The organism is Anabaena sp. TISTR 8404, assembly GCF_056847745.1.
In genome coordinates, this window is sequence record NZ_CP180578.1 from 3,735,485 (window position 1) to 3,748,686 (window position 13,202).

11 protein-coding genes and 1 tRNA gene are annotated in these 13,202 nt (G+C 44.2%); 4 read left to right on the forward strand and 8 right to left on the reverse strand.

Going from position 1 to position 13,202, the window contains the following annotated elements; all coding sequences use genetic code 11:
- The first annotated feature begins 197 nt into the window (after nucleotides 1–197).
- On the forward strand, nucleotides 198–2,432 hold the full coding sequence (locus ACMX3D_RS16115) for a peptidoglycan DD-metalloendopeptidase family protein (protein WP_482746904.1): 2,235 nt from the start codon (nucleotides 198–200) through the stop codon (nucleotides 2,430–2,432).
- Nucleotides 2,433–2,599: 167 nt separating this feature from the next.
- Nucleotides 2,600–2,673 (forward strand) — tRNA-Met (locus tag ACMX3D_RS16120).
- A 104-nt stretch (nucleotides 2,674–2,777) separates the two neighbouring features.
- On the opposite strand, the gene ACMX3D_RS16125 is transcribed toward ACMX3D_RS16120, so the two are convergent.
- The gene (locus ACMX3D_RS16125; RefSeq protein ID WP_482746905.1) at nucleotides 2,778–4,928 is read right to left on the reverse strand and encodes an amylo-alpha-1,6-glucosidase; all 2,151 of its coding nucleotides are present in this window, start codon (nucleotides 4,926–4,928) and stop codon (nucleotides 2,778–2,780) included.
- Between the two features lie 142 nt (nucleotides 4,929–5,070).
- On the opposite strand from ACMX3D_RS16125, the gene ACMX3D_RS16130 reads away from it, so the two are divergent.
- On the forward strand, nucleotides 5,071–5,682 hold the full coding sequence (locus ACMX3D_RS16130; protein ID WP_190680562.1) for a peroxiredoxin: 612 nt from the start codon (nucleotides 5,071–5,073) through the stop codon (nucleotides 5,680–5,682).
- A 166-nt stretch (nucleotides 5,683–5,848) separates the two neighbouring features.
- Nucleotides 5,849–6,400, forward strand: a complete 552-nt coding sequence (locus ACMX3D_RS16135; RefSeq protein WP_482746906.1) for a peroxiredoxin family protein — start codon at nucleotides 5,849–5,851, stop codon at nucleotides 6,398–6,400.
- Here ACMX3D_RS16135 and ACMX3D_RS16140 read toward each other — a convergent pair.
- From ACMX3D_RS16140 to hoxE, 7 genes are all read right to left on the reverse strand, one after another.
- Nucleotides 6,378–7,829, reverse strand: coding sequence for a Ni/Fe hydrogenase subunit alpha (locus tag ACMX3D_RS16140; RefSeq protein ID WP_482746907.1), 1,452 nt, complete (start codon nucleotides 7,827–7,829; stop codon nucleotides 6,378–6,380). The two genes, ACMX3D_RS16135 and ACMX3D_RS16140, sit on opposite strands and share 23 nt — an antisense overlap.
- Before the next feature lie 149 nt (nucleotides 7,830–7,978).
- On the reverse strand, nucleotides 7,979–8,584 hold the full coding sequence (locus ACMX3D_RS16145; RefSeq protein ID WP_482746908.1) for a CBS domain-containing protein: 606 nt from the start codon (nucleotides 8,582–8,584) through the stop codon (nucleotides 7,979–7,981).
- A 138-nt stretch (nucleotides 8,585–8,722) separates the two neighbouring features.
- Complete coding sequence (locus ACMX3D_RS16150; RefSeq protein WP_482746909.1) at nucleotides 8,723–9,268, reverse strand: NADH-quinone oxidoreductase subunit B family protein; 546 nt, start codon at nucleotides 9,266–9,268, stop codon at nucleotides 8,723–8,725.
- A 63-nt stretch (nucleotides 9,269–9,331) separates the two neighbouring features.
- Nucleotides 9,332–9,862: a DUF3122 domain-containing protein gene (locus tag ACMX3D_RS16155; RefSeq protein ID WP_482746910.1), complete on the reverse strand. Its 531-nt coding sequence runs from the start codon at nucleotides 9,860–9,862 to the stop codon at nucleotides 9,332–9,334.
- A 33-nt stretch (nucleotides 9,863–9,895) separates the two neighbouring features.
- Nucleotides 9,896–10,612 (reverse strand): bidirectional hydrogenase complex protein HoxU, encoded by a 717-nt coding sequence (hoxU, locus tag ACMX3D_RS16160; RefSeq protein ID WP_482746911.1) that lies wholly within the window; start codon nucleotides 10,610–10,612, stop codon nucleotides 9,896–9,898.
- Nucleotides 10,613–11,033: 421 nt separating this feature from the next.
- Nucleotides 11,034–12,683, reverse strand: coding sequence for a NuoF family protein (locus ACMX3D_RS16165; protein ID WP_482752352.1), 1,650 nt, complete (start codon nucleotides 12,681–12,683; stop codon nucleotides 11,034–11,036).
- On the reverse strand, nucleotides 12,670–13,182 hold the full coding sequence (gene hoxE / locus ACMX3D_RS16170) for a bidirectional hydrogenase complex protein HoxE (protein WP_482746912.1): 513 nt from the start codon (nucleotides 13,180–13,182) through the stop codon (nucleotides 12,670–12,672). Before hoxE ends, ACMX3D_RS16165 begins: the two co-directional genes overlap by 14 nt.
- Between the last annotated feature and the right edge of the window lie 20 nt (nucleotides 13,183–13,202).

The window sequence follows — 13,202 nt, forward strand, 5'->3', positions numbered from 1 at the left end:
AACAGGTGTAAACTTGTCTAAATCAGAGAAGCAGGTTAATCTTGCGTAAGTATCTCTGGTGAATGTGATCCAGGTCTATCTTTAGATGTGATCTAAATCATTGACTAGTATTCCGACTGCAAAATCGAGGTCAGTTAAGCGCTAGTGATCATAGGAGGTCGTCTTTGAAACGAGCATTGAAAAAAAGAGTAAAGGCTGTGCTGAAAAATACCCCCAGCAATGATGGTGTCCCGGCTGAACAGTTAAATGTGGTAAATTCCAAGATTAATCGTCGGGTTAGCACCCAAGCCGCCATGATTGGCTTGGCTATCTCCGTCGGGGCAACCAGTCTTTTAGTGACTCGACAAAGCGATCAAGCCCAAGCAGCAGCACCTGTAGGTAGCCAAAAGGTAGCCTCAAATCTTCCTGCTGCTCCTGACACTGAGGTGAAATTTGCTCCCACAAAGCTGGAGACCAAACTAGTCTCCTCAGCGACTATGCCAGAAAATCCTGTCATTGTGGAACCAACAGCAATTTCACAGTTGCCTGGGCTTGAAGCTAAATTACAAGTTGCGGCAAGTGGAATTTCTGTGCCAGTTCCAGCACCAGAGAAGCTTTCCCAAACAGCAGCAGACAAAAATTCCATCAACCAGCGGCAATTAGCAAAGGATCAAGAAGCGCAGGAAATTCCAAAAGCTAATGATGCAGCTGTTACCAAAACCGCTCTTTCTGCAAACCAAGTACCAACCACAGGCAGCGAAGCTACATCAGCCAGCGATGAAGTCAACGCTAAACTAAAGGCACAACAAGAGTTTGCCCTGTATCACTTGCAAGAAAAATCGAACCGTTTAAGAGCAAGTCTGGCGGAGTTGCGGTCTGGGGAGTCGAAAAATTTAGCAAAAACTACTGCATCAGCGCAGGAGACAACTGTCGCAGAGAAGTTGCCACAAACCAGCGCCAGTGAAGAGGCAGTACAAAAGTTGCCCGCGCTTGTTGATGAGGACAAAACAAAATTTTTCCCAGAGACTAAGCAGACAAAATCTCCAAGTGAGCAGATACAGCCAATAGCAACAACATCGGCACCTGCGACACTACAGATAGTGGCACCAACGGATTCTGATACAGCTTACGAAGTTAAGCCTGGAGATACGTTAGCAGCGATCGCCAAACGATACAACACCACAGTTGCAGAACTAGCAAGACTCAACAATATCGATAATCCCAACCAGCTAAAAATCAATCAAAGGCTAGTTCTGCCATCTGCAAATGTTAATCGCAATGGCTCAATCCCAATACCTGTGGTAGTTAATCCATCTGGCGGGCAGCTGAGCAATAACTCCAAAGTAGCTGGTATACCTATTAATACTGCCAGCAGCAACCCCGATATACCATTAGCACCAGTTTCACCAGTTTTTGTCAACAACAATAATGCTGCTCAGCCAACCACAGCAGCAACAAATAACCAAACATCAACAAATACTGCTAATGCTAATGCTTACGGTGTAGGTGGTGACACTCCCGTACCAAAAGTTTTTGCTGAACTACAGCCAGGAAACCAAACCGCGCAAAAGGTAGCAATAAACAGAAGTAACGAGCGTCTGCGGAGTTTACAGGCAGAAATTCAAAGGCTACAGCAAAAATACCGCGCTCAAGAGTCTGGAAATGTTGTTGCACAAGCAATTAGTGATACTGACAGTAACAGCGTTGCCATACCAATTCCTGTAGCTAGTCCTAATAACTTGGCAGTAACTAAGCCTGTATCGGGAACTAAGAATTTTGCAGTGCCAATTCCTGTTCCGACACCAATATTGCCAAGCTACAGCGCTGAACCGATTAAGCCAGAATTTCGTGCTACTCGCACTACTAGCGATGAGCCAATTAATCCAGAATTTCTACCGAATCAGCCCAGGGTAGCAACACCACCCATTGGGGTCAACGCATCTGATTCTTCCAGAAGAACGCGGGGAACTCAGGTATCGCCACAATTACCGCCTTTGGCAGCAGTAGATCAATACTTGCCCAAGCCAATTGATGAAACTATACCTCCTCCTTCCACTTCATCTGTAGCGTATATCTGGCCAGCAAAAGGAGTATTTACTTCTGGTTATGGCTGGCGTTGGGGAAGAATGCACAAGGGGATTGACGTTGCTAACGCTACTGGAACTCCAGTTTATGCCTCGGCTGACGGTGTGATTGAAAAAGCTGGCTGGAATAAAGGTGGCTACGGTAATCTCGTGGATATTCGCCACCCTGATGGCAGCATGACTCGCTATGGTCATAACAGTAAGATTTTGGTGCGTGTAGGTCAGCAAGTACGTCAAGGAGAAACCATTGCTTTAATGGGTAGTACTGGTTTCAGTACTGGGCCTCACAGCCACTTTGAAATCCATCCATCTGGCAAGGGTGCAGTTAACCCTATCGCCTTCCTACCACCGCAACAGAACCGTATATAACCGCTGTATCCAAATCAGCTATTGCTTTGTTAAAAGAGGGAGTATTCCTCCCTCTTTTGCTTGGTGGTGTTAAACATGAGATTCGATGGTGTGTGAAAAATAATTAGAAAACAGACTAGTCATCAACAAATCTATATGCTATATTAAGAATTAATGCGAAAGATTTTGGCTCAGTAGCTCAGTTGGTTAGAGCACGGGACTCATAAGCCTGGGGTCGTTGGTTCAAATCCGACCTGAGCCATTTAAAGAGTGAAAAGTAAAAAGTGCTGAGTGCTGAGTGAATCAGTAAAGATCTATTCAATCTTGTCGAACTGATAAGATGACGCAAGTAATTCAGTTGGTAAACTAACAGTTGTTGATATGGCGCATGATCTCAGCCACTGACCAAGCTTGGGCGATCGCACCTCTGGGTGTGTGTGGTGGGTCGCCATCAAAAATTTCGGAGATGGAGCAAAGACAACCATTAGAGAAAAAATGGTCTATAAGAGGCTGCCAGCTAAAAGGCAGGGGTTCTTTGGGGTAAAAACGCTGCCAAGCACGAGTAAACGGCCCAATTAACCAACTCCAAACTGTACCTTGATGGTAAGCGCGATCGCGATCGTGGGGGCTACCTATGTACTTGCCTACGTATTCTGGATCGATAGCATCAAGACTGCGAAGACCATAGGGAGTCAGCAAGCGATAAGTGGCTAAGTCCAGTACCTGACGACCTTGCTGTTGCGAAAATCCACAATGATGTAGAGATAGCGCCAAAACAGCATTAGGTCGGATTTGAGAATTGCGGCGATCGTCCGGCTCAATAGTGTCGTACAAGTACCCCAATATTGGATTCCAGAATTTTTGTAGCGAAACTTTGACCTGTTGTGCTTGCTGTGCATAACGCTGCGCCTGTTTAGCCAAACGTGCTGCATCTCCTACTTGCATCTGACTTAAGCGTTTTGCCCATTGGCTCATCCAACACAAAGCTGAATACCATAAGGCATTGATTTCTACTGGCTTACCATGACGAGGAGTGACAGGCTGACCGTTAACTAATGCGTCCATCCAAGTCAAGGCTACACCGCGTGCATACCAGCCTACTAATCCATCAGTAGCATCAACCTGGATGTTATAACGTGTACCACCAACAAAGGCTTTATGGATTTGCTGGACTACAGGAAATTGGTCTACTAAGAACTCCCAGTCTTGAGTAGCTTCTAAGTAAAGACCTAATGTTTCAATCCACCATAACGCTGCATCAATACTGTTGTAATATGGCTCACCACCACCATCAGGAAACGCATTAGGAATTAAACCGTGGCGGCAGTAATGCCCAAAAGTCTGTAATAATCCTTTTGCTAATTCATAGCGCTGCGTAACTAATGCTATGCCCGGTAAGGCAATTAAAGTATCACGTCCTCTGTCATTAAACCAGTGATAACCAGCTATGAGTGTAGGGCTACTAGTAGAAGCTCGATAAACAATAAATTGATCGCTGGCTTTTAGTAAGTGTTGCCAGATTAGGGATTGGGTATCGGAAGAAGGAAATGGGGCAGGGGGCAAGGGGCAAGGGGAAAATATGTTTCTCTCTGTTTTCGTCTCCCCTGCATCCTTACTTTTTAATAGTTCCCCGCCTTCAGTCCCTAATTCCCAGTCGCCATTTCCTTTTTTACTGCATCCAAAAATTTGGCAGAGTCTTTCTTGCTCTGCCTCTACTGCTTCTGCAAAGCTTTCAGGTACTAAAGGGCTTTGTTGTGGGTCAGGAAAACCCAAACGTGCTTCTAAAGTTATGGTATCTCCTGGCTGGAGAGTGACGGTTAAATAGCCAGGGCTATAAAGGTCTTCATAATCACTTAATCCCCGGCGTGTTTCTTCTGGTAAAACGTAATTCCAATACCAAAATGCGTCTGCTTGATATTTGCCTTGTGTCCAACGTAAGTACCAAGGTTTACCGAAACTTCCAGATGCGATCGCTTGTAGGCAAACTTGCTGTTGTCCCAGTAATTGCGAAAATTGTAAGCCTGCGGCAGTTTGTTGATGATGAAAGTCGCGATCGCAAATCAGTAATCGTAGTCTTAGAATGGCTGTTTCTGCACCGTCATAACGATAGTGAATCAATATTCGATGAGAGTGGTGGCTATGTTCCCTACTCCCTACTCCCAATTCCCTACTCCCCTCTAAACCATAGGGCATTAGCAATTGCCTGCTTAATTGCCAGTTATCTTCACCCCAAATCCATTTGGGAACTGGGTTAATATCGAAAGAGCGCAGTAGTTCGTAACCTGTTGGCTTAATCTCACCACTACCCCAGATATTTGTCCCCAAAGCCACAACACTCTTTGATATTTCCAAGCTGGCTTCTAAGTGCGATAACAATAAGGTGCGCCCAGACGGCGGATTTGTAGCAGCAAACAACCAACCGTGGTAAGTGCGTGTGCGGACATCAGAAACTGTACCACTGGCAAAACTGCCTAAGCCATTGGTGAGTAACCATTCTCTTGTATCTAAATTGGTCATTTGCTACTCAGAATCGTTATGACTATGATATAGTCGTAACAGATCGTAATTAATCTGTGAGACAGCGTGGATGGGTGAGTTTTACCTGACCCGAACTCTAACGCTACTAAAACGGAATATAAGTTGAAGGAGAATTAGGTTAATGTCCCTCACTTACGGAACAGAAGGAAGCCTCCGCGTTGGTCAACAAGCTCCCGATTTTACAGCAACCGCTGTAGTAGATCAGGAATTCAAGACAATCAAACTTTCCGATTATCGCGGTAAGTATGTTGTCTTATTTTTCTACCCCCTAGACTTTACCTTTGTTTGTCCTACTGAAATCACAGCATTTAGCGATCGCTACGAAGAATTCAAGAAACTTAACACTGAAGTTCTCGGTGTTTCCGTTGATAGTGAGTTCTCCCACCTCGCTTGGATTCAAACTGATCGCAAATCTGGTGGCGTAGGCGACCTCAATTATCCCCTAGTTTCCGACATCAAGAAAGAGATTAGCGCAGCTTACAACGTCCTTGACCCAGCAGCAGGTGTTGCATTGCGTGGTCTATTCCTGATTGACAAAGATGGTATCATCCAACACGCTACAATTAACAACTTAGCTTTTGGTCGTAGCGTTGATGAAACCCTGCGGACATTACAGGCTATTCAGTATGTCCAATCACATCCCGACGAAGTTTGCCCCGCTGGCTGGCAACCTGGCGATAAGACTATGACACCTGACCCTGTGAAGTCTAAAGTTTACTTCGCTTCCGTCTAGAATTTTTTAGCTTTCAATTCCAACAATGTTTGTTGGGATTAATGGCGAAATTCATCCGCACCACAGATGAACACCAGATAAACACAGATCTAAAATCAGTGTTAATTACAGTGTTTATCTGTGGTTTTATTTTCTGTTGTTATTTATATAAATCAATAATAAAAATATGTTGACTTCAACTGATTTTAGCGGTTTGTTTAACGAGCGATTTTTTCGTAACTTTTTACCAGTACCGGCTACTAGTTACTTCCACCTGGAAATAGGAACACCAGATTTTCAATTACCGGATATTACTAACGGGACTTTAGTTAAATTGTCAGATTATCGAGGCAAGCAACCAGTGTTACTTGCCTTTACGAGAATCTTTACTGAAAAGCAATATTGCCCGTTTTGCTTTCCTCAAATTAAAGCTTTGAATGAAAACTACGAGCAATTTACAAGTCGTGGTATTGAAGTTTTGATGATTACGAGTACTGATGAAAAACAAAGTCAAATAGTTGTACAAGATTTGGGCTTAAAAATGCCCTTGTTAAGCGATCCAAGCTGTCAGGTTTTTAGGAGATATAGAGTTGGGCAAGCATTAGGAGCGCCTTTGCCAGCACAATTTGTATTAGACAAAGATGGAAAATTAATTTATCGACACTTATTTTCTTTCTTCGATCACAATGCTAGTGTTGAGACCTTGTTAGAACAATTTAATGCCGCCAAACTTGATTGATAATATTACCATCTGCTGCTACTAATTGAACTTGCAGAGGCATTTGTCCGGCGGCGTGAGTTGAACAACTTAAACAGGGATCAAAAGCTCGGATTCCTGCTTCGACACGGTTGAGCATTCCTTCAGGAATTTCATTACCTTGGATAAAATGTCTGGCAATTTGAGCAACTGTGCGATTCATTGCTAAATTATTTTGACCAGTGGCAATGATTAAATTGACTTTTTGTAGTAAACCATTTTCATCAACGCGATAGTGATGGAACAATGTACCGCGTGGGGCTTCGCTGACACCGACTCCTTCTAGTTGGTTAACGCCTGCTTCGGCTCGGAGTCGCTTTGATAGGATGTCTGGGTCGTCAAGCAGAATTTCAATGTGTTCAATACAAGCCAAAATTTCAATTAAGCGGGCATAGTGATAAAAGAAAGATGACTTGACTGTACCTTGACCGCGATCGCGGAATTCTTCTAATTCTTGATCAGCTAAAGGTGTACCAATCTGACTACAAATATTTAACCGTGCCAGCGGCCCTACGCGATACATTCCACTATCTAAACGGCAATGGTCATGTTGGTCAGGATATCCCAAAGGTCGATAGTAGGGAGATTTTAAGTAAGAGTCTGGTTGAACTGCTTCCCCGATAAATTCTTGATAGTGTGTCGGGTCGAGTTTATCGGCAATGATATTACCTGCACTATCGACAAAGCGGATGTGTCCATCGTAAGTTTCCCATAAACCATTAGGAGTAACTAAACCCATAAACAAACTGGGGAAGTTACCAAAGGTTTGGGCTTCTGCTGCATAATCGTTGAGTAAATTTTTAAATCTTGCTAAAGCATTCAAAATTGTGGTGCGTGCTTCTGGAATGCGGTTTTGGATGTGGCTGCGTTTTTCTGGTGTTAGTGGTTCTCGCACTCCACCGGGAACAGCCCAAGCTGGGTGAATCTTTTGGCCTCCTAGTAACTCAATAATTTCTTGTCCAAATTGGCGTAAGCGAATTCCACCACGAGCAAATTCTGGTTCTGCTGCAATTAAACCAAAGACATTGCGTGTTTGGGGATTGCTATCCATTCCCAGTAATAAGTCGGGGGCGCTGAGATGAAAGAAACTCAACGCATGGGATTGAAGAATTTGCCCTAGATTCATCAATCGTCGGAGTTTAGCAGCTGTTGGTGGAATTGTGACAGCTAAAATGCGATCGCCTGCTTTAGCAGAAGCTAACAAGTGACTCACCGGACAAATACCGCAAACTCGTGCCGTAATTCCGGGCATTTCCCACAGCGGCCGACCTTCACAAAACTTTTCAAACCCGCGAAATTCTGTGACATGAAAGTGAGCATCACTCACCTGACCAGCATTATCTAAAAAAATACTAATCTTGGCGTGTCCTTCAATACGGGTAACGGGATCAATAATAATTTTGTTTGTCATTGGTCATTGGTTAATAAGGGAACAGGGAACAGGGAATAGGGAATAGAAAGAAACAGCCTGTTGCCTGTTAAGCTTTCCTCCTGATGACATCTCACTGTTGCCCGTTGCCTCTCTGGAAGAGAGTTGACTAAAGAATGAAATTTCAGACTTCACACTTCATACTTCATACTTTCCGAGAACTCGTCGCAATATTCTTCAAAAGCTGTTCTGTCAATTTTTTCAGCTAGTTGGTGTGCCATTTCTGATTGCATTTCGTCAACTGCATCCCAAGCAGCGGCACATTCTTCTGAGCGCACACCTTTTTCTGTGCAGACGACGCGAGCTTTTTTAATTTCATCTTGTAGCTGTTGCTCTAATAGAAGTGACCGGGGTTGTTCAATAAAGTCACTTAAAGCCAAAATATCGGTAAGCGAAATGATCCCGACTAATTCACCTTGGATAACAGGCGCTCTGTGCAGATGGTGTTCGGCAAACAATCGGGCAACGTATTCTAAACCTAAGTCAGGATTAATGGCGATGCAAGGTTTACTCATCACCTCGTATACACGCGTTTTATTAGGGTCTTTGCCATAGGCAATGACTTTGTAAACAATATCGCTCTCGCTGATAATGCCGTAAGCGTCTTGTTCGTGGCGACGTTCAACAATTAATGCCCTCCAGTCTCTCGCTCGCATTAATTGCACTGCTTCTGCTACTGTCGCAGAACTACGAATGCTGGCGACATCGTGAGTCATAACGTCTGCTGCTTTTAACATGATGAACCTCCTGTAGGAAAGTGGGGGAGAAAAAGTATGAAGTGTGAAGTATGAAGTATGAAATTTTATTCTTTAGTCAACTCTCTTCCAGAGAGGCAACAGGTTGTTTCTTTCTATTCCCTGTTCCCTGTTCCCTTATTAACCAAATTTGATGAATTCGCGTCCTTCGAGTTGTGGCTTTTCACCTTGCAACAGCGGTTCTAATGCAGCACGGATGCGAGTTGCTGAAGGTGGACAACCGGGTAAATAAATATCAACGGGAACTACATAATGTACAGGTGTAACTCGATCTAATAATGTGGGTACAATGCCTGCTTCTTGGGGGATTTGAGGATGAATATCAACTAATTCGATGTAACAACGTTGCAGGACTGGTTCGGCGCTACCTAATGGATTACGTAAAGCGGTAACGTTTCCAGTAACGGCGCAATCGCCAAAGGAAATTAAGATTTTGGAATGTTCTCGAACGGTGCGAATTGTGGTGAGGTGTTCTTCATTGGCGATCGCACCTTCAACTAACACTACATCGACATCGTTGGGATATTCTTTAATATCAGCGAAGGGACTGTAAACAAAATCTACTTGTCCGGCTAAATCAATTAGCCATTCGTCTAAGTCGAGAAAGGACATGTGACAGCCGGAACAGCCACCTAACCATACTGTTGCTAGTCGTAAGCGAGACATAATTTTTAAACGCAAAGGTACGCTGAGTGAAACGCTGAGTGGCGCTGAGTTGGAGGTATCTTGTCAGGTTGAAGATTTGGCGGTGAGGAGTTCACGCCATTCACGCACGACGGACTGAGGAACTGAGATCTTAATAAAGTTTTGTTTGGGTAAAGGTATACCTAGTTGTAGGGGTTCGCTGGGTAATTGGGGCAAAATCTCTTTGACATCGTATTGAGCGATGGTTGGTGCTGGCGCTTCATCTAAGAAAACATCAGCAGCGGTGAAAACTTTGCCGGAAGCAGTTGTGATTTTAAGTGGTTGGGGATGAAATAATTCAGCAGAGTTAGGAAAACCTACAAGCCGCAGATTTAAAGTGATGTCTTGATTAGGATAAATTTGCTTAAACAGAACAATTTGCCAAACGTGTCCTGATTGATCATCTAATTTTGTCTGTGAGCGATAAAGAATTTCGCCTGGTGCTGCTTCTAAATGTGTGACAGCAGCCAGTACCATTTGTGATGTGGGACTTCCTAAAGCCAGGAATATAGATATTGTCAAAATACTTACCAGTAGCAGCCACCAAAACGTTTGTCGGATGCGACGGAGTTTCATATTTCCCTCCTGGCGTAGGCTCAAAGTCAACGGCTAAAGATTCCATTGCTGTTTTTCCCTTGCGGTAACTAAAAAATCGAGTTTGGCGCGATCGCGTTTCATTTCCCCAACGCTGGAACCTTGGTAGAAAATAGCACCTGTGGGGCAAGCGTTAACGCATTTACCGCAAGAGGTACAAGTTTGAGATGTTCCCCAGGGTTGACTCAAGTCAGTAATGACGTGAGAGTGTGTACCCCTACCTGCCATATCCCAAGTGTGTGCGCCTTCAATTTCATCACAAACACGGATGCAACGAGTACACAGCACACAGCGGTTATGGTCAATACCGAAGCGATCGTGGGAAACATCTACTTTGCGATTGGGGAAGTGATACTCTAAACGTACATGATCCATACCCATTTCAATCGCTAAGTCTTGTAATTCACAATTACCATTGGCCACACAAACTGAACAAATGTGATTACCTTCTGCAAATAGCATTTCGACAATTGTGCGACGGTATTTTTGCAGGCGATCGCTATTGGTGCAAACTTCCATTCCTTCGTTAACTTTTGTCACGCAGGCAGGTTGTAATTTATTACTCCCAGCAATCTCGACTAAACACAGCCGACAAGCACCCACATCCCCCACTCCTTCTAAATGGCACAATGTCGGAATATGAATTCCTGCTGCTTGCGCCGCTTCTAACACCGTTTCCTCTTCGCGGGCGCTAATGAGTTGGTCGTTGATTGTTAAGGTTTTGACTGTCATAACAATAGGGGATAGAGGACAGGAAACAGGAAACAGGGAACAGGGAACAAGGGACAGGGAACAGAGTGTGTAATTGTGTCTGATTATTTAATGCGACGGGTTACATCGTTAATGTGATGGCTCACATTGTTAATGCGATAGGTCACATTATTAATGTGATGGGTTACGTCATTAATGTGATGGCTCACATTGTTAATGTGATGTATGAATATTTTTAAAACCCCTCTCCAAACCTCTCACGCCAGTTGCTACAACGGGGGGAACCCCCGCAACGCACTGGCTCCCCGAAGCGGAGAGAGGCTTTAAATCTTACTCCCCTTCCCTCGTAGGGAAGGGGTTGGGGGTTAGGTTTAAGAAACAGTTGCACACCACGTTAGTTAACTGCTCAAAGCCTTGAAAAAACTAAGTTTATACACAGCACTCAGCGAGAAGTTGCGTGCGGGGGTTCCCCGCGTTGAGTAAACTTCGATGACTCAGCACTTTTAATCAACGCTAAATACTCTTCCCGAAAGTAGCGCAAAGTACTAAACACAGGATTTGGTGCTGACTGTCCTAAACCACACAAGCTAGTGTGTTTCACCATGTCGCACAGTTCTTCTAGCAATTCCAAATCAGCATGAGTTGCTTTACCTTCGCGAATTTTGGTTAATAATCCATGTAGCTGCACAGTTCCCACTCGACAAGGAATGCACTTACCGCAGGATTCATCCATACAAAATTCCATAAAGAATCGCGCAACATCCACCATGTTGGTACTGTCATCCATGACAATCATGCCGCCAGAACCCATCATCGAACCCAAGTTAGTCAGGGATTCGTAATCTACTGGTGTATCGAATGCTGAAGCAGGAATACATCCACCGGAAGGGCCGCCTGTTTGCACAGCTTTAGCTTTACCACTGTCAGGAATACCGCCACCCATTTCTTCAACAATTTGCCGCAAGGAAGTCCCCATTGGTACTTCGATTAAACCTGTGTTGCGAATTTTGCCAGCAAGGGCAAATACTTTTGTACCTTTGCTTTTGGCAGTACCAATACTCGCAAACCAATCAGCACCTTTGCGAATAATTGGTGAAATGTTGGCAAAGGTTTCAACGTTATTGATTAAGGTGGGATGTCCCCATAAACCAGATTCAGCAGGATAAGGTGGGCGAGGATGAGGAAGACCACGTTTCCCTTCAATAGAAGCCATTAACGCTGTTTCTTCGCCGCAGACGTAAGCTCCTGCACCAATACGAATATCAATTTTAAAGTCAAAGGGAGACTCAAAGATTTGGCTACCTAACAAACCGAGGCGTTGTGCTTGATGAATGGCAGTTTGCAGGCGATGAATAGCAATAGGATATTCTGCCCGGACATAAATATAACCTTGATTAGCTCCAACAGCATAAGCTGCGATCGCCATTCCTTCTAAAACTCGATGGGGATCGCTTTCTAGGACACTTCGATCCATAAATGCGCCAGGATCGCCTTCATCAGCGTTACAAATGACAAATTTGCGATCGCTTTTCGCTTTAGCAACAGTCGCCCATTTAATTCCCGTCGGATAACCAGCACCACCTCGTCCACGCAAACCGCTGCGGGTAATTGTCTCTACTACCTCGCTGGGTGTCATTTCCCGCAAAACATGGTAAAGAGCTTGATAACCCTCGGCGGCAATATAAGATTGAATGCGTTCTGGGTCAACTTTACCGCTATTTTCTAAAACAATCGGCTTTTGATAAGAGAAGAATGGCTGGGATAAATCTATTTCACAAACGTGGGTTTTACCGCCATCCAACCCTTCAATAATTGCAGCTGCATTTTCAGAGGTAACTTTCTCGTAAAGTTTGCTTCCGCCGGGAGTGTCAACTTGCACTAACGGCCCGCGACAGCACAAGCGCATACAGCCAACGCCAGAAACTTGCACATCATTTTCTAAGCCTTCGGCTTTGATATTTGCTTCTAGTTCTTGTTTAACTTTTTGAGAATTAGCAGACAAACAACCAGCCGCCGTGCAACAGCGAATCTGTACTAATTTAGTTTGAGAGCGTTCTTGTTTGGCAATTTCTTTTAATTCATTTAGTTCCATTGTCCAGCCATCCTTGTATGCGCTCACCAACTGATTCTGGAGTTTGATTTCCTAAAACTGTGCCATCAAACACTACAGCAGGCGCAATTCCACAAGCACCCAAACATCTCGCTGTTAGTAGTGATAATTGCCCGTTGGCTGTGGTTTCACCAGCATGAATATGAGCAGCTTTTTCGACACTTGCCAAAATTGCTGGAGAACCTTTGACATAACAAGCCGTACCTGTACACACCACACAACTATGTACGCCTTGGGGTGCTAAAGAAAATAAATGGTAAAAGGTTGCTACGCCATAAACTCGGCTAGGAGGCAGTTTTAATTTATGGGCAATGTAAAGTAATAAATCGTTTTCTAAGTAACCGTATAGTTCTTGGGCTTTGTGGAGAATTTCAATTAAGGCATCTTGTTGATACTGATGACGCTTCATAGTTGCGTCTAGCATCTTCAGGCGTTTGTCACCACTGGGATGGGGCAGAACTACAGAGGAAGCAGTTGTCATTGTTACTGATAGAGATAGGT